This is a genomic window from Winogradskyella rapida, assembly GCF_042675845.1.
GTDB classification, from domain to species: Bacteria; Bacteroidota; Bacteroidia; order Flavobacteriales; family Flavobacteriaceae; genus Winogradskyella; species Winogradskyella rapida.
The window spans coordinates 2,069,299-2,093,091 of sequence record NZ_JBHTKM010000063.1 but is presented as its reverse complement, the minus strand read 5'-3'; the positions used below and the strand labels follow the sequence as shown (position 1 = coordinate 2,093,091).

Genomic DNA, 23,793 nt, shown 5'->3' with positions numbered 1-23,793 from the left:
TAATCACTTTAATTGATTAGGGGATTTTTTTTAGTCTTCAATACAAGATCTTTTATTGACGCTTATAGGTAATAAATGAGAAGGCATAAGCATGTTTTTCATCGGCCTCATGACGTGTTCTATTCACTTCTTTCCATTGAGAAAGATCGATCTTAGGAAAGAAAGTATCGGCATTATCAAAAGTGGCATGAACTCTTGTAATTTCTAGTTTATCTACTAAAGGTAATGCTTGTTTATAAATTTCTCCTCCGCCAATAACAAAGGGTTGCTTATCATAGCGTGCCGCATCTAAAGCATCCTCTAAAGAATTTACAATAATAACACCTGCCGGCGCTTTGTAATCTTTTTGTCTTGTAATAACAATATGGGTTCTGTTAGGTAGTGGCTTCGGAAAACTTTCAAACGTTTTTCGCCCCATAATAATATGATGCCCGTTTGTTAAGGCCTTAAACCGCTTAAGATCGTCACTTAAATGCCAAATAAGGTCATTGTCCTTACCAATGGCATTATCCTCACCTTCCGCGACAATAATGGTTAATTCTGAAGTCTTTTTTACAGCTTTAGTTCCAATGGTTTTGGCTTCATCTTTAACCTGAGCTTTCGCAATTTTCAGTTCTTCTTTAGTTAACCCTTCTTTTAGTTTTGTAATTCGGGCTTCTTGCTGGTGTACCAACTTTTCTAATTGCTGCTTTTCCCAATCTTTACCCATAAATTTATGCGTAATAAAAACACTAATAAAATGATATACGAAGAAAAACAACCAGGCAAAAATAGCATAGACAAACCAATCTATACCTGCCGGAGCAAAAGTCTCCCCGATACCTAAAACGGTATTCGCTACGATTAGAAATACCGCACCAATTACAAAAATCACGAAATGAATATACAAACGCTTTTTCTGTTTTATTCGTTTTTGAGCATTCTCAATGAGTTCTAATTGCTCTTTATCTATTGTAGAAACTTGTTTTTTACTGCCAAACATAATTGTAATTTAATAAGATAAAGATACTTTATTTTGATTAATATGATTAGGCCAACCCAAAATTTTAAAGTTTTTCAACAACAACCAACATCCGATTGATTATCAAACCAATAAGCCCCACTAAATTTACTTATTAGCAAAATATAGACCTTTATTTTACAGCCTTGAAATTAAAAGGATTACAATATTAACAAAACAATAAATCTTTAGTTTTTAGACACTTAAAGATATTAATATCGATGCCACTTTTATATTTTTGTTTATAATTAATTATTCAAAATCTAATATTATGGCCATCAAGAAACAATATTTAAAATCGAAACCAGTTTGTAAGGTCACCTTTTCTGTTCCTGCAGAAGACGCTCAAAGTATCGCCGTTGTAGGAAGCTTTAACGCGTGGGATAGTGAAGCTACAACTTTAAAGAAATTAAAAAACGGATCTTTTAAAGGCACCGTAAATTTACCGAGTGAAGCCTCTTATGAATTTAGATATCTTGTGGACGGCCACGCTTACATCAATGATGAAGAAGCCGATGGATTTGCTTGGAATGCCTATGCCGATGCAGAAAACGGCGTTCTTAACGTCTAAAACCCGATTATAAAACAAATAAAAAGCATCTTGATGCTTTATCAAGATGCTTTTTATTTAGCTTAAATACCGTACCGTCATGAGGCTATTATCTCCTGATGGAACTGTTTTTTTGTTTTAAGTCACAGCCCTTTTAGACTTCAACCTAAACTCAACATGTCGTAATCGCTATGCTGTGCTTTTGTACGGATGCATTCTCTTATTTTGTCTGAAGCGCTTCTCGTATGACTTCGAAATTACAACTTCAGAACCCCTACTTCAGAACACCTAAAGCTTAGCTTTTCCTCAAGGTATTAGATTGCCACTTTCCCTTTAATGTGTGGATGCGGATTGTAATCGACCAAGGTAAAGTCCTCAAATTTAAAATCGAAAATATCTTTAATTTCAGGATTTAAAATCATTTTTGGCAGAGGCCTTAGATCTCTAGACAACTGTAATTCTAGTTGCTCTTTATGATTGTTATAAATATGAGCATCACCAAACGTATGAATAAAATCTCCGGCTTCGTAACCACAAACTTGCGCCATCATCATGGTAAATAAAGCATAAGAGGCTATATTAAAAGGGACTCCTAAAAAGATATCCGCACTACGCTGGTATAATTGGCAAGATAATTTACCATTAGCCACATAAAACTGAAAGAAGGCATGGCATGGTGGTAACGCTGCTTTTCCGTTTGCTACATTTTCAGAAAACGATTTTGAGGTGTCTGGCAACACTGAAGGATTCCAAGCCGAAACTAACATTCTACGACTGTTTGGATTGTTTTTTAAAGCCTCAATAACCTCTTTTATTTGGTCAATTTCTTCATTCGCCCAATTGCGCCACTGATGGCCATACACCGGACCTAAATCGCCATTTTCATCTGCCCATTCATTCCATATGCGTACCCCGTTTTCATTAAGGTAATTAATATTTGTGTCGCCTTTAAGAAACCAAAGCAGTTCGTAAATAATAGATTTAAGATGTAGTTTTTTAGTGGTTACCATAGGGAAACCTTCACTTAAATCGAAACGCATCTGATACCCAAAAACACTTTTTGTTCCGGTTCCTGTACGGTCTCCTTTTTCATTCCCTTCTTCTAAAACGTGTTTTACTAAGTCGTGGTATTGTTTCATAATATTCCCCACAACAGTGGGAATTTCTTTAAGTTAAACTGAAATATGCATGTCATTGAATACTGAAAATTACTTCAGCATGACGTTAGGCGAAAATAAAAAAAAAGCATCAAATATTATATTTTGATGCTTGAGTATCTATGATTAGTTATTAACTATAAAATTTCAAATTTTGGATTTCTCAGCAATTGACTAGCCAATAATCATCCCAGCAATAGTTGCTGAAATTAAAGAGGCAATTGTCCCTCCTATTAAGGCTTTCATTCCAAATTTAGAGAGTTGTGTACGTTGTCCTGGAGCTAAAGAACCAATACCTCCAATTTGAATACCGATAGAGGCAAAATTAGCAAAACCACAAAGCATGTATGTTGCCATGATAATTGACTTCTCATAAGTAAGATGAGTAGCGCTCGCTGCATTTTTTAAATCTGCTAATTGAATATAACCTATAAACTCACTCGCGGCTAACTTAATACCTAATAGTTGTCCCATTAAGGCCATATCCTCTGAAGCGACACCAATAAGCCACATTAAAGGCGCAAATAAATAGCCTAAAAGAAATTCTAAAGAAAGACTTTCGTATGGTGTATTTTCAGCAATTATAGTGTTTAGAGAAGTAAATTTCCAATCGAGATTTAAAGCATCACTTGTAATGCCATCAAATCCCGCTATACCTCCTAGGATTCCATTAATCATTGCAATAAAAGCAACAAAGACTAATAACATCGCCCCAACATTGACGGCTAATTTTAAACCTTCAGTAGTTCCGTTGGCTATAGCTTCTAAAATATTAGAACCAATTTTTTCTTGTGATACTGTAACATCTGTATTGACGTCTTCGGTTTGAGGAAATAATATTTTTGAAATTACAATGGCACCCGGAGCAGCCATAACAGAAGCGGCTAATAAGTGTTTTGCATAAAATAATTGCAATTCGATATCATCACCACCTAAAAACCCGATATAAGCAGCTAATACAGCTCCTGCAACAGTGGCCATCCCTCCAATCATAACGAGAAGGATTTCAGACTTATTCATGCGTTCTAAATACGCTTTAATCAATAAAGGTGCTTCAGTTTGTCCTAAGAAGATATTTCCGGCCACACTTAAACTTTCAGCACCAGAAATTCCTAGTACTTTAGACAGTAGCCATCCCATACCTTTTACAACTTTCTGAATTAAACCTAAATAAAATAACACTGAGGTTAAAGCTGAAAAGAATATAATGGTTGGTAAGACTTGAAATGCAAAAATAAAGCCGAAAGATTCAATATCTAACATCCCTCCAAAAAGGAATTCACTTCCTGCTTGGGTGAACTTAAGCACTTCGATAAAGCCTTGACCTATGAATTCAAAAGCTGTTTTTATAAAGGCTATTTTTAATACCCCTACAGCAATAATAAGTTGAAATAATAAGCCTAAGCCAACGGTTTTCCAATTGATGGCTTTACGATTACTACTGAATAAAAAGGCGATAAAAATTAAAGATACCATCCCTAATGCCCCACGCCATAAGCTTGTAAAAGAAAACCCTTGATTGGGTATAATTTCTGTTTGCGCCACAAGTGCATTTTCCTCGGCGTTGTCTTCAACATTAGAAACGAGGTTAAAACTTTTGGCTTTACCTTTTAACACTAAGGTAGAATCGGTTAACTCTGTGATTTTATAACGCTGAATGGAATTCAGAGAATCATTTTGGTAGAGTACCAAAAGGTTATTTTGAAACATGTAATCGCCATCTAGATTTGCTCCCTCGTGAGAAGAAAATTTAAATTCACCTTCCAGAAATTCTAACGTGTGATACTCACTTTCCGTAGGGTTCAACTCCCATGTTTTTTCAAGTTCTTGTGCTGTTATTGATGAAAGTCCAAGAAATAAAGCAATAAATGCCTTGAAAAAATAATTCATAAATAATAAGATGTTAATTAGCGTTTAGATATTTCGTCTCTAATATGGGCAGCCTTTTCGTAATCTTCATTATTTACGGCTTCTTCTAAGAGTTGATTTAACTCTTCAAGAGATTTATTTTTAAAACCTTCTTGCTCAGCAGATGCGGTTTCAATTTCTTCTACAATAAGATCATCTACAAGAATGCTATCTTGATCTTGTTCGTCTTCCTTTTTAGGGTTGACTTTAAGATAGATTCCGGCTTTGTCTAAAATATTTTTGTAAGTAAATATTGGGGCTTGAAAACGTAATGCTAAGGCAATGGCATCGCTTGTTCTGGCATCGATAATTTCTTCGATTTTATCGCGTTCGCAAATAAGACTCGAGTAAAAAACGCCATCCACCAATTTATGTATAATGACTTGTTTGACCGTAATATCAAAACGGTCTGCAAAGTTTTTAAATAAATCGTGAGTAAGAGGACGTGGCGGACGGATTTCTTTTTCTAAAGCAATAGCGATAGATTGGGCTTCAAAAGCACCGATAACTATTGGCAATTTTCGGTCACCATCAACCTCATTAAGAATTAAAGCGTAGGCACCATTCTGGGTTTGACTGTATGAAATGCCTTTAATATTTAAACGAACTAAACTCATAATTTATAAAACACAAAGAACTGTTTAAATTTGGACTTTACCAACTGCTTTTTACACATTTGGATAAATTTTCCCGATCCTTTAAGTAAAATGACCCTAAAGCAGAGAAATCTAAATTTAAACAGCCCTTAATTAATACCTCCTTAATCATTTACGCAAGGTATTGCATATTACAAGGTAATAAAATTATGCGTTTGCAGCTTTAAAAGCTTTTAATTTTTCGACCAATTTAGGTACAACCTCAAATGCATCTCCTACAACACCGTAGTCTGCCGCTTTAAAAAATGGGGCTTCCGGATCCGTGTTAATTACCACTTTTACTTTAGAAGCATTAATTCCGGCTAAATGCTGAATAGCTCCTGAAATCCCTACTGCAATATAAAGGTTAGAGGCTACTGGTTTTCCGGTTTGCCCTACGTGCTCGCTATGAGGTCTCCAACCTAAATCTGAAACCGGTTTAGAACATGCTGTTGCCGCTCCTAACACTTCAGCTAAGTCTTCAATCATACCCCAATTTTCTGGGCCTTTAAGCCCTCTTCCTCCTGAAACTACAATTTCTGCATCAGCAATACTCACTTTATCTGTGGCTTTATCTACAGAAGTTACAGCGACTCCAGAATCCGGTAAACTAGGAGAAAAATCTTCTACCGTAGCACTACCATCAGCTTCTACAAGTCCAAAAGAATTATTGGAAAGCCCTACAATCTTAACCTCAGTATTAATTTCAGTGTTCGCAAAGGCTTTGTTAGTAAACGCAGAGTGCTTTACGGTAAATGGTGATACGCTAGAGGGTGCTTCAACCACATTTGACACATAGCCCGCTTCTAAACCTACGGCTAAAAGAGGTGCCAAATATTTACTATTTGCACTAGAGCTTAAGACCACCACTTGGGCGCCTTCATTTTTTGCCGCTTGTTGTAAAGTGGCACTATATGTTTTGGCATTAAATTCTTTTAAAGCCTCGTTATTCACTAGAAGAACTTTAGAAGCGCCGTAATTTCCAAGCGTTTCAACGTTTTCTGAATTAACAGCAAGGGCGGTAACTGAAGTCCCCATTTGGTCTGCAATAGCTTTTGCGTAAGACACCACTTCTAATGCTGCTTTTTTTAATTTTCCGTTTTCGGATTCTGTATATACTAGAATTGACATAAATTTTTAATTATAAAATTCTTCCTGAACGTAATTCAGGAACTTATTACTACTTCCTTTAACTCATGAGATCCCGAGATAAGTTCGGAATCCTGTAATTTCACTAAATCACTTTAGCTTCGGTATGAAGTAAAGTCACTAAGGCATCTAAATTATCCGCGTCTACTAATTTCACGGCTCCTTTTGGAGCTGGTTTTTCAAAACGTACAGCTTTAGTTTCTGCACTTACATCCGTTGGTTCAACCACATTTAAAGGTTTTTTACGCGCCATCATAATCCCTCTCATATTAGGAATACGTAGGTCACTTTCTTCTACCAGTCCTTTTTGTCCACCAATAACTAAAGGTAATGCCGTTTTTACAGTTTCCTTACCACCATCTATTTCTCTTACAGCAGTGGCATCAGAGCCTTCAACTTCTAAACTAATACAGTTGGTTACAAAATTAGCGTCAACCATAGCGGCTAACATTCCTGGCACCATAGCGCCATTGTAATCGATAGATTCTCTACCTGCAATAACCAAATCATAACCGCCATCATTAACTACTTTTGCCAATTGTTTTGCTACAGCAAAACCATCTGTGGCTTCGGTGTTAACTCTAATCGCTGAATCAGCCCCGATAGCTAAAGCTTTTCTTAAGGTCGGTTCTGTTTCTGGACCACCAACATTCACTACATCTACACTAGCGCCTTGTTTTTCTTTAAACCACATGGCACGTGTAAGACCGAATTCGTCGTTGGGGTTAATTACAAATTGTACACCATTAGTGTCAAACTTAGTATCTCCATCTGTAAAGTTAATTTTTGAGGTTGTATCTGGCACATGGCTAATACATACTAATATTTTCATATAGAAATGATTTATTTTAAACGTCTATTTATTCCTGACGAATATAAAAATAATTATTCGAATTTTTATTATGCACGCATAATAAAATTTTCATAAAATCATTTTTATTCGTTAAAACTATCAATTTTTCAAAAATTTAAAGATTTTCTGCTGATTATCTAGGTTAATTAGTTGAATAAAATATAACCCTGTAGATAGATTTGAAATATTGAGGTTGTTTTCTTCTAAGTAATCTGCTGTCATAATTTGTTTTCCTGCTGTGTTATAGACACAAACCTTTAAAGATTGATCATTTAGGTTACGGACTTGCAAATACGGATTCCCTTTAATTTCAAAAAGATCAATTTCCTCTAAATGATTCTCAGCTATTGACAGATTATACTCTTCTAAAACTAGCAAATCTGAAGAAAACACCGCTGTCTCCCTTTCTAAAACCAAATGACCAGTATCTACTTCGCTATAAATTGCTAAACCACCAATATTAAAACCACTACATTCAACCCCTAGTACTTGATATAGTTTTTCTTCAAAACTATGACACGCTTGGGTGGAATAAGATGCTGAAGTTACACCAGGATTGGAATACCATAACTGAAGGCCGTTTTGAAGCCCTTTATAATCCACCGAAAAAAAATTACCACAAGGCGAAGTGGTATCTGCTGTTTCAATTGTCAGCAAATCATTTAAATCATCATAACTAAACGTAATAGTGATGTCTAGAGACTCCGGTACAACAACTTCCGTGGACGGACAATACTGACCAACTTCAGGATTATTACTACAAGTCTTGATAACCCTATACGTTTTACCATCTACTAAACTAATAATAGCACTATTGATGGGCGCTGATGGATAATCATTTTCAATATGAATAACATCTTGTGGTACCGACTCATAGATTTCATTAATCAGATCTTTATTACCATGACCTATCGTATAGTACTTTAATAACACCCCATTAGACTCCGGAAAGGTTTGGTAAAAATCATAAATGCTATAATTGGCAAAAATATCCGTTATATATTGATCCGGAAATGTTAAAGAAATGGTCTCATCAGTATTATAGGAGATTGTCGGATTATTGTTGGCATCATCAATTAAAACGATGTCCGACTGTAAGGGACACAAAATTGTTTCTTGAGCCAAAACAAAATGAGAAATGAGTCCTATTAAACACAGAAAAACGCAATTCTTACCATTCATAGAATTTTAATAATTTATTTGTAAATAAAGTTACATTTTTTTTCATTATTCGATACACATTTAGTGGTATTATATAGACAAGAATTATTATTTTTGCTACACGATTAAAAATAAGAAAATGAAGACAATTCAATTTAGAGAAGCTATTTGCGAAGCCATGAGCGAAGAAATGCGCAGAGATGAGAGTGTTTATCTTATGGGCGAAGAAGTAGCAGAATATAATGGTGCTTACAAAGCATCAAAAGGGATGTTAGACGAATTTGGAGCAAAACGTGTAATTGATACCCCTATTGCAGAACTTGGTTTTGCTGGTATCGCTATTGGATCTACAATGACAGGAAACCGTCCTATTGTAGAATACATGACGTTTAACTTCTCTTTAGTTGGAATTGACCAAATTATCAATAACGCCGCTAAGATTAGACAAATGTCTGGAGGGCAATTTAAATGTCCTATCGTTTTTAGAGGACCTACTGCATCTGCAGGTCAATTAGGAGCTACACACTCACAAGCTTTAGAAAATTGGTTTGCTAACACACCAGGTTTAAAAGTTATTGTTCCTTCTAACCCTTACGATGCTAAAGGCTTATTAAAAGCTGCCATTAGAGATGACGATCCGGTTATTTTTATGGAAAGTGAGCAAATGTATGGTGATAAAGGTGAAGTGCCAGAAGGTGAATACACTGTGCCTATTGGAGTTGCTGATATTAAACGTGAAGGAACTGATGTTACAATTGTTTCTTTCGGGAAAATTATCAAAGAAGCTTACAAGGCTGCAGACACTTTAGCTGAAGAAGGTATTTCTTGTGAAATTATAGATTTAAGAACGGTACGCCCTATGGATAGAGCTGCAATTTTAAAATCTGTTAAGAAAACAAATCGTCTTGTGATCTTAGAAGAAGCTTGGCCTTTTGGAAACGTTGCTACAGAAATTACATATTTAGTACAATCGGAAGCGTTTGATTATTTAGATGCTCCAATTGTAAAAATAAACACTGCAGATACTCCTGCACCTTATTCTCCTGTTTTATTAGAAGAGTGGTTACCGAATAGTAACGATGTCGTAAAAGCAGTAAAAAAGGTTATGTACAAATAAATTGCAGATTTCTGCGTTTAATAAACTTCATTAGTGACCCTCAAACTTTTGTTTAGTAGGAGCATTAATGAAGTTTTTTTATTTAAATATGAGACTAAAATTATTTATCACCTTCGTTGTTTTCGGATTTTTATCGGCTTTAGCACAGACTAAAGTCAGTGGCTATGTTTACGATGAAAATAAAGTTCCTGTTCCCTTTGCCAACGTCTTATTTAAAGGCTCTACAGAAGGCACCATTACCAATGAAGATGGTCGGTTTTATTTAGAATCTGATAATAACTGGTCAACCTTAATCGTTTCTTTTGTTGGGTTTGAAGCCTTAGAGGTTCAATTACTTAAACGGGTTAACTACGACCTTTCTTTTACCTTAAAAGAAGAAGCCTCTTCTTTAGATGAAGTGGTCATTGTTACCGGGAAACAATCTAAAAAGGCCTCTGAAAATCCCGCCATTAGAATTCTTCAAAAAATATGGGAACGCAAAAGGGAAAACGGTCTCAGCCAATTTAACCAATACCAATACGATCAGTACGAAAAGGTTGAATTTGACCTCAATACCATAGACAGCGCTTTAATTAAAAGTAAGCTCTTTAAGGGTATGGAATTTGTTTTTAATGAAGTGGATACCTCTAATGTAACCGGTAAAACTTACCTCCCTATATTTTTAAATGAATCGGTAAAGAAAATCTCTGGTGATAATCTTATTGATAAACGCCATGAAGAACTCGTTGGAAATAAAAATTCAGGCTTTAGCAACAATCAAATCATTATCGATTTTATAGATGATTTATATTCAGAATACAATGTGTACAATAACTACCTGAAGTTTTTTGACAAAAGTTTTGTCAGTCCTTTAAGTCGAACCGGTGTTCAGACCTATAATTATGTCTTATCTGATAGTGCCTATATCGATGACAAATGGTGTTATAATATCATTTACTATCCCAGACGAAAAAATGAACTCACGTTTAAAGGGGACTTTTGGGTGAATGACTCTACCTATGCCATTAAAGAAATTAACCTTCAAGCTTCTAAAAGTGCCAACATTAACTGGGTTAAAGAAATTTACATTGAACAAGAATTTGAGGTCTTAAACGATTCGGTATTTCTTATTAAGCGCGATTACTTCTTATCGGATTTTGCGGTCAATAAAAAAGAAAAATCTCGAGGGGTTTACGGCAAACGAACCACCATCTATGACAATTATAAATTTGACATCCCCAAAGATCCAAAATCGTACGACGAGGTAGTCTATAATTATGATCAAGATGTGTATAACCGTGAAGATGAGTTTTGGACAAACAATCGCTTAGAAGCCCTCAACAAAGATGAAAAAGGGGTTTATAAAATGCTAGACACCCTAAAAACGGTTAAGAAATTTAAACGTCTTTACAATTTAGGAAGCATTTTAGCCTCTGGCTATATCGAATTCCCGAGTGTAAATTTAGATTACGGACCTATATTTTCAACCTTTGGCTATAACGAAGTTGAAGGGGTACGTATACGAACCGGTGGAAGAACTTATTTTGGCCCCAATGATTTATGGCGTGTAGAAGGCTTTTTAGCTTATGGCTTTAATGATGATAAATTTAAATACGGGATCTCCGGAAAATGGCTTTTAGATAAACGCAGCCGTCTGACCGTTTTTGGTGGAAACCGACGCGATATTGAACAAATTGGCGCCAGTTTAACCAGCTCTTCCGATGTTTTAGGCCGTAGTTTAGCCTCTTCTGCCGTTATTGGAACAGGGACTAATGATAAGCTCTCAAATATTACACTTACCAATTTTGGAGCTTCTATAGAACCGTTACGGAATTTTGAAGTCCGCGTTGATGGAAGTTTTAGAACTTTAAGTTCTGCCTCGCCGACCTTCAGTTTAGACTATAACGATCCTGATGAGCCTTCTGGTGTGGCTTCTGAAGTACAACAATTTGAAACCCGATTATCTTTAGGGTATTTCCCTAAACGACAAATGACCGGTTTTGGCGTAGAGCGTAAAAATAAGAATGATAATTTTGCACGCCTTTTTGCACAAGTGAGTCGTGGAGATCAAGACTGGTTTGAGAGTGATTTCGATTATACCAAATTACAACTCTCCTACATTCAACCGTGGCAAGTTGGTGGTTTTGGAAGATTAGTCACTTCAGTAGAAGTTGGTAAAACCTATGGAGAAGTACCATTAGCATTGCTTAGCGTGGTCCCCGGAAACCAATCGTATTTTTCAATCTATAATACGTTTACGCAATTAGATTATTACGAATTTGTCACCGATACCTACAGTTCAGTGCATTTAGAACACAACTTTAATGGCCGTATTTTTTCAAGAATTCCGTTCTTAAAAAAATATAACTTAAGAGCCATTTTAGGATTAAGAGGTGTTTGGGGTGAGTTATCGGATGAAAACAAAATTTTAAACCAAACAGGGAACCCAATGGAAATCCCACTGATTGCACCCAATACAAGAATGTATTACGAATATAGTTTTGGTGTGGCTAATATCTTTAAGATCTTACGTCTCGATTTTAATTTTAGAGGAAATTATCTAGACCGTCCAGATGCAAGACCATTTGGAATTACCGGGAGTTTCGGATTTTATTTCTAATTCTATAAAACACATTTCATAAAAAAAGCAATTTACAGTCTGTAAATCACTTTTTTTATGTCTTATAAACTTCGACTATTATGCAAACAAATCTGACGATAAATACCGATCGCCGCGATCGCAAATAATACAAACAATAGTTCCACGCTCTAAAGTTTGCGCTAATTTTAAAGCCGCCGTGGTTGCCCCACCACTACTCATTCCGGCTAAGATACCTTCTTCTCTAGCTAATCGGCGGGTCATTTCTACGGCTTCTTCTCTGCTCACTTCTATGGTTTGGTCTACTTTAGAGGCATCAAATATTTTAGGTAAATAAGCCTCAGGCCATTTTCTAATTCCTGGAATTTTAGAACCATCTGTAGGCTGTACCCCTACAATTTGGACATCTTCACTTTGTTCCTTTAAGAAGGTTGACGTTCCCATAATGGTTCCGGTTGTTCCCATTGAAGATACAAAATGGGTAATTGTTCCTTCGGTATCTCTCCAAATTTCAGGACCCGTGGTTTTATAGTGCGCTTGCCAGTTATAAGGATTAGAAAATTGATTGAAAGAAAAATAACCTTCCTCTTCAACTTTTTGAATGGCATAATCTCTAGCGCCTTCAATACCATCGGGATGCAGGGTCACTTTCGCCCCATAAGCGCGCATGGTTTGCACACGTTCTTTAGTCGCCGTATCGGGCATTACCAATTCTATATTCAGCTTATATAAACTTGCAATCATAGCTAAAGCAATCCCTGTATTACCACTCGTGGCTTCAATTAATTTAGAATCCTTATTAATTTGATTGGTCTCTAGCGCTGTTTTAATCATATTATAAGCCGCTCGATCCTTAACACTTCCGCCGGGATTATTACCTTCTAATTTAAAGTATAAATTCACATTCGGATTGGTATTTAAAGCCATTGACTTTACCAAAGGTGTATTTCCTATTTGATCTATAAGTGTCTTATTCATCTGCTTTTTTAATTTTTGAAAAAATTTCAATCTGATGGTTGTGTGTCACTACGGAATGATTTGGTACCGATTTGGTAAGCCAAGTATTACCACCAATTACACTCCCTGTACCAATCACGGTATCGCCACCTAAAATGGTAGCATTGGCGTAGATGGTCACATGGTCTTCAATGGTAGGATGACGTTTAGTATTTTGATATTGTTTTTTAACGGTTAATGCTCCTAAAGTAACCCCTTGATAAATTTTCACACTATCCTTAATAGTGGTCGTCTCACCAATAACAACACCGGTTCCATGGTCAATAAAAAATGAAGCGCCTATCTGCGCGCCTGGGTGAATATCAATCCCTGTAACCGAATGTGCATATTCCGTCATTAATCTTGGAATTAAAGGCAAGTTAAGTTGATAAAACACACGGGCCATACGATAGATAGAAATTGCAAAAAAACCAGGGTAGGCCAAGTAAATTTCTTCAATAGACTGCGATGCGGGGTCGTTGTTATAAATCGCTTCAGCATCCATTTTTAAGCTGGCATACAAGTCCGGAATCTTATCTTTAAAATCCTCCCAGCGCTTACAAGGTTTGTCTTTAATCTCAGGACAAGCCCTATTTCTAATCTTAACAAAAAGATGCTCTAGGTCTTGCAACGCCTTATGGGCATCTGTATCGCAATCATAAAATGCTTTAAACAAGAGTTTGGTGAACTGTTGTGATTCCTCTTTTAAGGTCAAGGACACTTTTATAGAAGCCTTGTGCTGATTGATAACGTTAACTAAGTTTATATCCATAGTGAAATCCCTGATTTTAAATGTCGCATAATACATCCCAACATTACAGATATAACGAAATTAGTGAAACAATATGAACAACAAAAACATGCCCCTATAATTAAAACATTGTTTTAACATGGCTCACCAGTTTGAAGAGGTAGATGTTAAAACAGGAGCCTCTTAACTCTTCTGATAAAAAAGCCTAAAACAATTAAAAGTCATGCTAAAGCCACGATATACGTAAAGTCAAACATATTTAATTGCTTAACTCCAACAATATATTATCTTTGCTGCACTTAAATATTTTATAGCGAATATAATAATGGTTCTAAGAATGTTAGAACTCCCAAATACAATTTAAAACATGTCAAAATCAGAAGAATTAACTTTCGATGTATTAATTGAAATACCTAAAGGAAGTCGTAATAAATATGAATATGATTTCAAACTAAACAAAATTAGGTTTGACCGTATGCTTTTTTCGTCAATGATGTATCCTGGAGACTATGGTTTTATTCCAGAAACATTAGCCTTAGATAGCGATCCTTTAGATGTTTTAGTTTTAGGACACCAGCCAACTTACCCAATGGTTGTTATGGAAGTTAGACCTATTGGTGTTTTCCATATGACGGATGAAAAAGGGCCAGATGAAAAAATTATTTGTGTTCCTGTTTCAGATCCTATTTGGAGCAATAACAAAGACATTAGCGATTTAAATCCACACCGATTAAAAGAAATCGAACATTTCTTCAAAGTATATAAAGACTTAGAGAAGAAAAAAGTTGATACTGGTGGATGGGGTGATGCTGCTGAAGCAATTAAGATCTTCCACGAATGTGTTACACGTTATAACGAGAGTGAGCATAAAGCCAAAAACACGTTTACCATCTAAGATTTCGGATTAAGAATCCGTATTTTTATCGGCATACATTATTAAAAAAGCAATATCATCTAATTGATATTGCTTTTTTCGTAAAAATATATTTCATTTTCATTACTTTTACTAGGCTAGTAACTCACACTTATTAAACTATTATACTATGGAAGTAACAATGATTTATATGCCTATAGTCTTAGCACTATTGGGCCTAATTTATATGCTTATAAAAAAATCTTGGGTCATGAAACAAGCCACCGGGGATGGTAAGATGAAAGAAATATCGGACCATATCTACGAAGGCGCCTTGGCATTTTTAAATGCAGAATACAAACTCCTTGCTGTATTTGTCGTTATCGTTGCCCTACTTTTGGCGCTCGTCTCTATTATAGTCCCTACCACCCATTGGCTTATAATTGTAGCCTTTATCTTCGGGGCGGTATTTTCTGCTTTTGCAGGAAACATAGGAATGAAAATAGCCACCAAAACCAATGTAAGAACCACCCAAGCCGCACGTAGCAGTTTACCAAATGCGCTAAACATTTCTTTTGGCGGCGGAACCGTTATGGGACTTGGTGTTGCCGGTTTGGCCGTATTAGGACTGACGAGTTTCTTTATTTTCTTCTTTTGGTTTTTTATGGACAGTACTTGGACCAATAACTTAGACATGACGGTGGTTTTAGAAACCTTAGCGGGCTTTTCTTTAGGTGCTGAATCCATTGCCCTATTCGCAAGAGTTGGGGGCGGTATATATACCAAAGCCGCTGATGTGGGTGCCGATTTAGTTGGAAAAGTTGAAGCCGGCATTCCTGAAGATGATCCGCGTAACCCAGCTACTATTGCCGATAACGTAGGCGATAATGTTGGTGATGTTGCCGGAATGGGGGCCGATTTATTTGGCTCTTATGTTGCCACTGTTTTGGCGGCCATGGTGCTCGGAAATTATATCATCAAAGATATGGGTGGTGCCATAAATGATGCCTTCGGTGGTATTGGCCCTATTCTTTTACCTATGGCTATTGCTGGGGTGGGTATCATTATTTCAATCCTAGGAACCCTGTTGGTAAAAATAAAATCTAACGACGCCAAGGAAGCCCAAGTTATGGCGGCTTTAAATATTGGAAATTGGACCTCCATCATACTTGTAGCTATCTCTTGCTTTTTACTTGTAAATTGGATGTTGCCTAACAAGATGCAAATGCATTTTTTTGGTGAAGGTTTAGTAGAAATCTCTGCCATGCGCGTCTTTTACGCCACTTTGGTTGGACTGTTTGTAGGAGCAGTAATCTCTTCCGTTACGGAATACTATACCGGTTTGGGTAAAAATCCTATTTTAAAAATTGTACAACAATCCTCAACTGGAGCCGGAACCAATATTATTGCAGGTTTAGCTACCGGAATGATCTCTACATTTCCGTCGGTATTATTATTTGCCGGCGCTATTTGGGCCTCTTATGAGTTTGCCGGATTTTACGGTGTGGCTTTAGCGGCCTCTGCCATGATGGCCACCACCGCCATGCAATTGGCTATTGATGCCTTTGGCCCTATATCTGATAATGCTGGAGGTATTGCAGAAATGAGTGAACAAGATCCTATTGTAAGGGAACGCACGGACATCTTAGATTCCGTAGGAAATACCACAGCAGCTACCGGAAAAGGCTTCGCTATTGCGTCTGCAGCCTTAACATCCTTAGCACTATTTGCCGCTTATGTGACATTCACCGGGATTGATGGCATTAATATTTTTAAAGCCCCTGTATTAGCAATGTTATTTGTTGGCGGTATGATACCGGTTGTCTTTTCAGCTTTAGCTATGAATGCCGTTGGTAAAGCAGCGATGGAAATGGTACACGAAGTGCGACGACAGTTTAGAGATATACCGGGTATTATGGAAGGTACGGGAACCCCAGAATACGATAAATGTGTAGCCATCTCAACTAAAGCTTCTTTAAAGGAGATGATGCTTCCTGGGTTATTGACCATCGGATTTCCTTTAATCATTGCGTTTGCGCCCCTTCTTTTTGGAATGAATAGATTACTTATTGCTGAAATGTTAGGCGGTTATATGGCCGGCGTAACCGTTTCTGGTGTATTATGGGCCATCTTTCAAAACAACGCCGGAGGGGCCTGGGATAATGCTAAAAAATCTTTTGAAGCTGGCGTAGAAATCAATGGCGAAATGACGTTTAAAGGCTCTGACGCCCATAAAGCGGCCGTAACTGGTGATACGGTTGGTGATCCCTTTAAAGATACTTCAGGACCATCTATGAATATTCTAATTAAATTAACCTGTTTAATCGGTTTGGTGATTGCTCCTATTTTAGGCGGTCACAGTACAGAAACAGCTTTGGCATCAACCAATAATACTATTGAAGTTAGAGAATCCATCTTTATAGAAACAGAAGAGGAAGGAGAAAGCATTGAAAATTTAGCAAAAGCAACGGTTACAATAACCAAAATTGAAAACGGAAAAAAAGTAAGTATAAAAAAAAGATTTGAAGGCACTTTAGAAGATGTTACCAAAAAATCTAAAGCCTATGTTCAAGATCAAAAAGAAAAAAACTAATTTTTAAAACGTCTTAACATCATTACATCCCTCAATACTAACTATAGTAACGAGGGATTTTCATTTTATAAAATATAAATAGGGCCTCCATATCTCGACGTGTTTTGTATTTAAAAATGAAACGCATTACTAAATCCCCCCCAATTTATTTTTCCAATTCTTTTTTCTATAGGCATATTGTTCATGGTTCTAAAAATGTAGTTCCAACTCATGACACAAATAAAATATGACTAGACCCTAACATTACGAGCACAATACATAGCAGTACTGCATCAACCGTTTCTCTCGATAATGGAAGCGCTATAGATTTTGATGCCAACTTTGTTAAGAAAGATAGCTCTGAATATTCAAGAGGAGTAGACAATATTGTTCATCATCTAGATTCTACCGACGACAATATGGATTTACAACGACCAGACATGTTATAGGCTTAAAGTACAAATGGTGGTAAACGTATGCTACAAATACTCGGAATGTTGATTGTAGAATTATGAGGCCCTTAAGGAGAAGAACTTAACATGCTTGAAGGTTCTAACTCAGAAATTAAAATGCATGAATAACAGGTGAGTTCACGTTCTAAGAGACTAACAAAAGTCCCTTAGAAAATCTTCACTTTTCATTACAAAAAACCGAGGGCTTTTAAATTTAGTAAGATTTTCAACGCAACTCTTTTTGCTTTTTCACATCTTAACTACAAATACTACAATCAATCATTATGAAAAAACCAACTCTCATCCTTACGTTATTAGTGCTACTATTTTCATTCTCTAATTCCAATGCTCAAAACAACTGTGCCGATGCCACATCATTATGTGGCTCTTTTGGTGTTGTTTTCCCTAATACAGTAGGCACAGATATTTATGCTGAAACTGGACCAAACTATAGTTGCCTTAACTCACAACCAAGACCAACATGGTTTTACATACCAATAGCCACTGCTGGTGATCTTAATTTTCAAATTTCTCAATTTACTAACATGGATGGTAGTGGTGAGCTATTAGATGTTGATTTTATTGTTTGGGGACCGTTTGAAGATGTCACTTGTGACCCAACAGATTTAAGTGCTTTGAATGTTGTAGATTGTAGTTATAGTAGTGTTGCAATTGAAGATGTTATGTTGACCGATGTTCAACCTGGTGAAGTGTATATGCTCATGGTTACCAACTATAACTCCTCGGCTGGATTTATTGAAATGACAGAAACGACCGATACCAATTTTTTTGATACCGTTGATTGTACGGGTTTTACGCATAATGTTTTTGTAGATGCCAATGGTAATGATGTTAGAGATGATGATGAAGTCGATTTCCCTTATGGTTATTTAAGTTACACTGTAAATTATGGAGATGAGGTAATTCTTGAAAATAACACGGGTCACCATTATATTTTTGAAAATGACATCAACAACAATTATGATTTTGAATATGTCATAGATTCCAATTTCTCAAGTTATTATTCCGTAGAGTCTGCAACAATAGAAGGTCAGCATGTGATACCTGGTGAAATTACATCTTATAATATTCCTATTGATATCATTACAGATTATGATGATTTATCCCTTAGCATTACGCCTATAAATTCTCCAAATCCTGGGTTTGATACCAATCAGCTCATCACATTAAAAAACCAAGGAAGTTCAACTATATCGGCTGGCGTAATAACCTATACCTTTGATGCCAATACAACATTTGTCAGCTCCTCTGATGAAAACACGACACAAACAGGAAATACATTAACTATTCCTTTTACAGATCTTGCTTCGTTTGAGACGAGAACGATTAACATTATTTTAAATACCAATCCACCTCCAGAGGTAAATATTGATGACATACTAACGTTTACGGCAAACATCACTTCTGATGCCATTAGTGACATTAATTTAAATGATAATGATTTTGTTCTTGAAACAGTGGTTGTAGGCTCTTTTGACCCAAATGACAAATTAGAAGCTCACGCAGGTTCTATTATCTATGAAGATTTTACCACAGAGGATTATCTCTACTACACCATAAGATTTCAAAATACAGGAACTGCAAGTGCAAAACATGTGGTAATTAAAGATTACTTATCGGATAATCTTGACGCTTCTACTTTAATAATGCTTAGTTCAAGTCATTCTTATCAGCTAAAAAAAACAGACCAAGATCTAGAATGGGAATTTAGAAATATAAACCTCGCAGATAGTACAAATGACGAACCAAATAGCCATGGCTTTTTACAATTTAAAATTAAACCGACTGCCGGATATGATATAAATACCGTATTTGAGAATACTGCTGAAATTTATTTTGATTTCAATTTACCTATCATAACGAATACAAGTGTGACTTCGTTTAGCGAAAGTTTAAGTATCGCGGATTTAGACAAGGGCTTACTCTCCATGCATCCCAACCCTACAAATTCCACTATTTTTATAACATCTGAAAATGTTATAAAACAAATTAAAGTTAACAATATGCTTGGACAAACTTTAATGCTTAAAAATATAAACGCAAAACAAACATCACTTAATTTAGAATCTTTTTCTAGCGGAAGTTATTTTATTAATATTCAATCTGAAAATGGAGAAATAACTAAACGAATTATTAAAAACTAATACATAAAAAAAGCCTTGCATTCATTAATATGAATACAAGGCTTTCTCTTTTCTTACCTGCAAACTTGTGAATTCCCCTAACGACCTTCAAGTAGTAAAAACAAAACTTCAGTCTTAGGTCTCTTCTCTAGTTTGATGGCTTTTATTAAAGCGTATATGTCAATCTAAACGTTATAAATCTTGGTAAAATAAAGGTTTCAGAACTATAAACCGAAATATTACTCGATCCGTTATTTACTTCAGAATCTATATTTAATAAGTTGGTGGCTTGCAATTGGTATTCCCATTTTGCATCATCATTTTTTCTGTACGCTAAACTCGCATTCCAGGTCTGATACGATTGCGTATCTCCTACATTACTACTCTGACTTGTGTATGAATAGTCGGTTCTAAAAGTTAATGCTTTCCAGATATAAGCATCAAACTCTACAGATGGTGCGTTGGTAATAAACTGCGTATCGTTATCCTCTCCTTGTTTGGTATCTGAAATACTAAACTGATATTTTAAGCTCACATTCGGCGCTTCTCTAAAATTAGTCCTTAATTCTGGAGTATAGCTCTGAGAGAATGTTTCGTTTACAGACCTTACATCTTCTACAAATTGGTTGCTCTTACTATAATTGAAGTTAGCACGTAAACTTGCACGTAGCTTTCCGTATGTTCTTTGTATACGTCCTATAGCCGTTACACTTTCATCTGCGAAATTAGAGTTGAAAAAGGTATTGGTTCTAATTACATTATCAAAATTAGTGTAAGAACGGATTTGATCGATGTTTTTATTATAATTCAATATGGCAAAAACATTGGTATAGTTAAATAAGTTAAAGCTGAAATAACGTAAGCTTAAATTATGAGATAAAGAGTTTTGTAACTCCGACTCACCATACTGTAAACTGTTATAATTATTTAAAACTAAACCTTCAGCTAAATTGGTAACATCCGTAAAGGCATTTTTCATTTTATAACTGAACGTTAAACTCTCACTCTTCTTGAATTGAATTTGCGTTTCGAAATCGGGAAGGACTCTAAAGAAATTATCTTCGTAAGTGGTTCCAAACTGCGTGTTTTTATTTCCGTAGGCATGGACAGAAAACCCAGGTGTAATGGTAAACTTCCCTGTTTTTAAACGGTAATGAAAACCAAGGTAAATATCACTGAAGTTATATTCCGTATCATTTTCATTCATTAAAACTTCTCCTTCTTCATCCGTTAAACTCGCCGTTGGATCAAAGTAAGAACCATCATCTAAAAACTGAAAAATATTAGAGTTAAAGGTCTGCTTACTTAAAATTGTCCCCAAAGTAAGGTTAATGTTACTCTTAGAATTCAAGATGTTATAGTAGTCTAACTTTGCATCTAACTGGTTAGATTTTATACGACGCTCTTGATTTAAGTTGTAATACGATTGGTCTGTATCTAAACCTAAACTCGTTGCTGTACTTTCAAAAGTATCTTCGTCTTTTAAACCTACAACATTATAAAAAGGATCTTCATCTTTTATTAAATGCTGTGCTTCTAAAGCAAAAATATTAGTTTCGTTTAAGGTGTAATAGTAGTTTAAATTTTGATTGATGCTAAATGGCTTAGCCTCATCGATCTGGTTAGTGTTTCCTACTACAGAAGAAAATTCATTTTGTGTTTCTGAGTCACTAGAAATTCGACCTAAAACATCATAGTTTAATTGATTACTGGCATTAGGTTTATAGCTTGCACTTAACTTCGCTAATCCTTGATTGGTCGCTTCTCTACCTGTTTGTACTGTTTCTTCATCTGGTATTCCAAGTTCTGGATTGGTATAACGTACAAAGCTTTCTTCTCTTGTATTTAAACGGTTGGCATTATAAATTAAAAACCCACTTAAATCTAAGGCTTCATTAGGCGCATAACTAAAGTTAACCGCGGCAAGTTTAGACTGTATCGATTGAGAATCGCCTACATTGGTTAACCCACCTAAACCGTTATCACCAAGATTAAGGCTGGTACCACTATTAGCACTTGGGCTTCTAAAACCACCTCCAAAGTTTCTAATATCACGACCTGTTAAAGCCACCTCACCGGTGTTATTTAAATCGCCAATAACATTAATACTGTATTTTGGACTGTAATAAAATAGCTTAGGCTGCACAAGGTATAATTCGTCATTAGGAGATGGTGCTACACCACTACCTACCGTGACATCACCAAACCAAAAGTTTTCCTTTCCTTCTTTAAGTTTAATGTTAATGGCCACATTGTCTTGGTTGTTTTGCACACCACTTAATTGACCTACCTCAGCATAATTACGCAGTACTTGAATTTTATCTACGGCATTAGAAGGAATATTTTTAGTTGCTAATTTAGAATCGCCATCAAAGAAATCCTTACCATTCACCATAAGTTTGGTTACCTCTTTTCCTTCTACTTCAATTTTACCTTCAGAAGTAATTTCTACTCCAGGTAATTTTTTAAGAACATCCTCAAGCTTACGTTCGGTACCACTTTTAAAGGAATCGGCATTATAAATTAAGGTATCCCCTTTTACCGTAACAGGCATCTCGTAAGTTAACTCTACCGCATCTAGCATATTATCGGCGAACATTTCAAAATCTTTTGTAATATCTGCCTCTTGGGTTTCTACTAAAGCGTCTACCGATTTTAAACCGATATAACTCACTTGAATACTATAGCTTCCATTTTCTCCTAAGGAGATCATATATTTTCCATTAGCATCTGTAATAGCGTAAGATTCTAATGCATTTGATGTTTTATTAATAGCAATAATATTGGCTAATTCTAAAGGTTCTCCAATACTATCTCTTACGATTCCTTGCATTTTTACTTGGGCAAAAGAACTCATAACCACTATTGAAAATAGTAGTGTTAAAATATTTTTCATATTATGTTTTGGCTTAGGTTGGTTAGGTTTAGAGCTGAAATACAATGTGGCTCCTCACAGGAATGATGTTTATCTCGTATTAGTTTCTGCCACGTCCGCCACCGCGACCATTACGACCACCATACATTTCGCGCATTTCTTCCATTTTTTTGGTTGTGATTTCAGTATATTCTGCCTGAGTCACTTCCTCACCTTTTTTAGGTTTATCAATGGTTTCTTTTTCAGCAGGATTTAAAACTATTTTAGTACATAAGATAGTTGTACGGTCTGCATTAACTTCTAAAATTAATCCTGGTAATCCCCAATAATCATCGGGTCCTTGGTTTACAGGAATTTGAGGTGAATACCATGCTACAACATCTATAGTTTTAGGTGCTGTTGCGGTAGAATCCTTCTTTTTATCTTTATCACCACCACCTCTAGGGCCTCTAAAACTTCTAAAATCTACACCTGTTGGTACGATGGTTGCCGTGGCTTTAAAACATGTATATTGACCAATTTTTTTGGTTTCTGTTCCCATCACCCATTCGAGGTTTTTCAAGTCGTCTTTAATTAAAAACTGCTTTCCAAAAAACTCTTGATTCTGAATAACCTCTTTAGTTTGAACGTTTTTATATTTAGGTCCGCCTGTAAAACTTCCGCCAAATCCACGACGTCCGCCACCAGCTCCAGGAGCTTCTAACTTTTCTTCTTCTTTATAAATAGATTCCGATTTTGTAAAGGTTAGCGTGTATTCTTTTTCTAAAAAGCTTTTCATTCGTTCTTGAATTTGCTTTTTACGTTCAGCACTCATATCCTGACCTCCAAACTGATCTAAATCTACAGTGGTTTTAGACATGTAATAGGCCTTTCCTTGGAAATCTTGTGCAAATAGGCTCGTACTAGCCATAAATACAGTAAATAATAATGCAATCTTTAGCGGTAATTTCTTCATCTTTATTAGTATAGTCAAACTCAACATTGAATTTGGTTAATCTCACGCAACGTAAGACTCTCGAAAGGAAGAAAAGTTAAACGCAAC

At 35.9% G+C, this 23,793-nt stretch carries 17 protein-coding genes; 6 read left to right on the top strand and 11 right to left on the bottom strand.

Features of this window, described 5'->3' with window-relative positions:
• Positions 1–52: 52 nt before the first annotated feature.
• Complete coding sequence (locus ACFQ13_RS16265; protein ID WP_386119215.1) at positions 53–982, bottom strand: dihydrofolate reductase; 930 nt, start codon at positions 980–982, stop codon at positions 53–55.
• Between the two features lie 289 nt (positions 983–1,271).
• Between ACFQ13_RS16265 and ACFQ13_RS16260 the strand changes: the two genes are divergently transcribed.
• Positions 1,272–1,571, top strand: coding sequence for an isoamylase early set domain-containing protein (locus ACFQ13_RS16260; protein WP_386119213.1), 300 nt, complete (start codon positions 1,272–1,274; stop codon positions 1,569–1,571).
• Between the two features lie 293 nt (positions 1,572–1,864).
• On the opposite strand, the gene ACFQ13_RS16255 is transcribed toward ACFQ13_RS16260, so the two are convergent.
• From ACFQ13_RS16255 to ACFQ13_RS16230, 6 genes are all read right to left on the bottom strand, one after another.
• A complete protein-coding gene (locus ACFQ13_RS16255) occupies positions 1,865–2,689 on the bottom strand; it encodes a thymidylate synthase (RefSeq protein WP_386119212.1) in 825 nt (274 codons plus the stop codon).
• 192 nt (positions 2,690–2,881) lie between these two features.
• A complete protein-coding gene (locus ACFQ13_RS16250) occupies positions 2,882–4,597 on the bottom strand; it encodes a NupC/NupG family nucleoside CNT transporter (RefSeq protein WP_386119210.1) in 1,716 nt (571 codons plus the stop codon).
• A gap of 17 nt (positions 4,598–4,614) precedes the next feature.
• Positions 4,615–5,232 (bottom strand): bifunctional nuclease family protein, encoded by a 618-nt coding sequence (locus ACFQ13_RS16245; RefSeq protein WP_386119208.1) that lies wholly within the window; start codon positions 5,230–5,232, stop codon positions 4,615–4,617.
• 186 nt (positions 5,233–5,418) lie between these two features.
• The gene (locus ACFQ13_RS16240) at positions 5,419–6,381 is read right to left on the bottom strand and encodes an electron transfer flavoprotein subunit alpha/FixB family protein (RefSeq protein WP_386119206.1); all 963 of its coding nucleotides are present in this window, start codon (positions 6,379–6,381) and stop codon (positions 5,419–5,421) included.
• A 103-nt stretch (positions 6,382–6,484) separates the two neighbouring features.
• Positions 6,485–7,231, bottom strand: coding sequence for an electron transfer flavoprotein subunit beta/FixA family protein (locus ACFQ13_RS16235; protein WP_386119204.1), 747 nt, complete (start codon positions 7,229–7,231; stop codon positions 6,485–6,487).
• Between the two features lie 120 nt (positions 7,232–7,351).
• Positions 7,352–8,434 (bottom strand): T9SS type A sorting domain-containing protein, encoded by a 1,083-nt coding sequence (locus tag ACFQ13_RS16230; RefSeq protein ID WP_386119202.1) that lies wholly within the window; start codon positions 8,432–8,434, stop codon positions 7,352–7,354.
• Positions 8,435–8,552: 118 nt separating this feature from the next.
• Here ACFQ13_RS16230 and ACFQ13_RS16225 point away from each other — a divergent pair, with 118 nt between their 5' ends.
• Both ACFQ13_RS16225 and ACFQ13_RS16220 read left to right on the top strand, forming a co-directional pair.
• Positions 8,553–9,530, top strand: coding sequence for a pyruvate dehydrogenase complex E1 component subunit beta (locus ACFQ13_RS16225; RefSeq protein ID WP_114308531.1), 978 nt, complete (start codon positions 8,553–8,555; stop codon positions 9,528–9,530).
• 88 nt (positions 9,531–9,618) lie between these two features.
• The gene (locus ACFQ13_RS16220; RefSeq protein ID WP_386119201.1) at positions 9,619–12,129 is read left to right on the top strand and encodes a DUF5686 and carboxypeptidase-like regulatory domain-containing protein; all 2,511 of its coding nucleotides are present in this window, start codon (positions 9,619–9,621) and stop codon (positions 12,127–12,129) included.
• Positions 12,130–12,207: 78 nt separating this feature from the next.
• On the opposite strand, the gene cysM is transcribed toward ACFQ13_RS16220, so the two are convergent.
• Both cysM and epsC read right to left on the bottom strand, forming a co-directional pair.
• Positions 12,208–13,086, bottom strand: coding sequence for a cysteine synthase CysM (gene cysM, locus ACFQ13_RS16215; RefSeq protein WP_386119199.1), 879 nt, complete (start codon positions 13,084–13,086; stop codon positions 12,208–12,210).
• Entirely contained in the window at positions 13,079–13,876 is a 798-nt protein-coding gene (gene epsC / locus ACFQ13_RS16210; protein ID WP_386119196.1) for a serine O-acetyltransferase EpsC, read from the bottom strand. Before epsC ends, cysM begins: the two co-directional genes overlap by 8 nt.
• A gap of 346 nt (positions 13,877–14,222) precedes the next feature.
• On the opposite strand from epsC, the gene ACFQ13_RS16205 reads away from it, so the two are divergent.
• The 3 genes from ACFQ13_RS16205 (at position 14,223) to ACFQ13_RS16195 (ending at position 19,897) form a co-directional block, all read left to right on the top strand.
• Positions 14,223–14,750: an inorganic diphosphatase gene (locus ACFQ13_RS16205; RefSeq protein ID WP_386119194.1), complete on the top strand. Its 528-nt coding sequence runs from the start codon at positions 14,223–14,225 to the stop codon at positions 14,748–14,750.
• 148 nt (positions 14,751–14,898) lie between these two features.
• Positions 14,899–17,301, top strand: a complete 2,403-nt coding sequence (locus ACFQ13_RS16200) for a sodium-translocating pyrophosphatase (RefSeq protein WP_386119192.1) — start codon at positions 14,899–14,901, stop codon at positions 17,299–17,301.
• 715 nt (positions 17,302–18,016) lie between these two features.
• Entirely contained in the window at positions 18,017–19,897 is a 1,881-nt protein-coding gene (locus ACFQ13_RS16195; RefSeq protein WP_386119190.1) for a DUF7619 domain-containing protein, read from the top strand.
• A gap of 145 nt (positions 19,898–20,042) precedes the next feature.
• Here ACFQ13_RS16195 and ACFQ13_RS16190 read toward each other — a convergent pair whose 3' ends face one another.
• The gene (locus ACFQ13_RS16190) at positions 20,043–22,772 is read right to left on the bottom strand and encodes a carboxypeptidase regulatory-like domain-containing protein (protein WP_386119188.1); all 2,730 of its coding nucleotides are present in this window, start codon (positions 22,770–22,772) and stop codon (positions 20,043–20,045) included.
• Positions 22,773–22,851: 79 nt separating this feature from the next.
• Entirely contained in the window at positions 22,852–23,706 is an 855-nt protein-coding gene (locus tag ACFQ13_RS16185; protein WP_386119186.1) for a GLPGLI family protein, read from the bottom strand.
• Between the last annotated feature and the right edge of the window lie 87 nt (positions 23,707–23,793).

Excerpts from the sequence above, each read along its gene's own strand:
- ACFQ13_RS16265 (WP_386119215.1), bottom strand. The coding sequence starts at position 982 with ATGTTTGGCAGTAAAAAACAAGTTTCTACAATAGATAAAGAGCAATTA.
- ACFQ13_RS16260 (WP_386119213.1), top strand. The coding sequence starts at position 1,272 with ATGGCCATCAAGAAACAATATTTAAAATCGAAACCAGTTTGTAAGGTC.
- ACFQ13_RS16255 (WP_386119212.1), bottom strand. The coding sequence starts at position 2,689 with ATGAAACAATACCACGACTTAGTAAAACACGTTTTAGAAGAAGGGAAT.
- ACFQ13_RS16250 (WP_386119210.1), bottom strand. The coding sequence starts at position 4,597 with ATGAATTATTTTTTCAAGGCATTTATTGCTTTATTTCTTGGACTTTCA.
- ACFQ13_RS16245 (WP_386119208.1), bottom strand. The coding sequence starts at position 5,232 with ATGAGTTTAGTTCGTTTAAATATTAAAGGCATTTCATACAGTCAAACC.
- ACFQ13_RS16240 (WP_386119206.1), bottom strand. The coding sequence starts at position 6,381 with ATGTCAATTCTAGTATATACAGAATCCGAAAACGGAAAATTAAAAAAA.
- ACFQ13_RS16235 (WP_386119204.1), bottom strand. The coding sequence starts at position 7,231 with ATGAAAATATTAGTATGTATTAGCCATGTGCCAGATACAACCTCAAAA.
- ACFQ13_RS16230 (WP_386119202.1), bottom strand. The coding sequence starts at position 8,434 with ATGAATGGTAAGAATTGCGTTTTTCTGTGTTTAATAGGACTCATTTCT.
- ACFQ13_RS16225 (WP_114308531.1), top strand. The coding sequence starts at position 8,553 with ATGAAGACAATTCAATTTAGAGAAGCTATTTGCGAAGCCATGAGCGAA.
- ACFQ13_RS16220 (WP_386119201.1), top strand. The coding sequence starts at position 9,619 with ATGAGACTAAAATTATTTATCACCTTCGTTGTTTTCGGATTTTTATCG.
- cysM (WP_386119199.1), bottom strand. The coding sequence starts at position 13,086 with ATGAATAAGACACTTATAGATCAAATAGGAAATACACCTTTGGTAAAG.
- epsC (WP_386119196.1), bottom strand. The coding sequence starts at position 13,876 with ATGGATATAAACTTAGTTAACGTTATCAATCAGCACAAGGCTTCTATA.
- ACFQ13_RS16205 (WP_386119194.1), top strand. The coding sequence starts at position 14,223 with ATGTCAAAATCAGAAGAATTAACTTTCGATGTATTAATTGAAATACCT.
- ACFQ13_RS16200 (WP_386119192.1), top strand. The coding sequence starts at position 14,899 with ATGGAAGTAACAATGATTTATATGCCTATAGTCTTAGCACTATTGGGC.
- ACFQ13_RS16195 (WP_386119190.1), top strand. The coding sequence starts at position 18,017 with ATGAAAAAACCAACTCTCATCCTTACGTTATTAGTGCTACTATTTTCA.
- ACFQ13_RS16190 (WP_386119188.1), bottom strand. The coding sequence starts at position 22,772 with ATGAAAAATATTTTAACACTACTATTTTCAATAGTGGTTATGAGTTCT.
- ACFQ13_RS16185 (WP_386119186.1), bottom strand. The coding sequence starts at position 23,706 with ATGAAGAAATTACCGCTAAAGATTGCATTATTATTTACTGTATTTATG.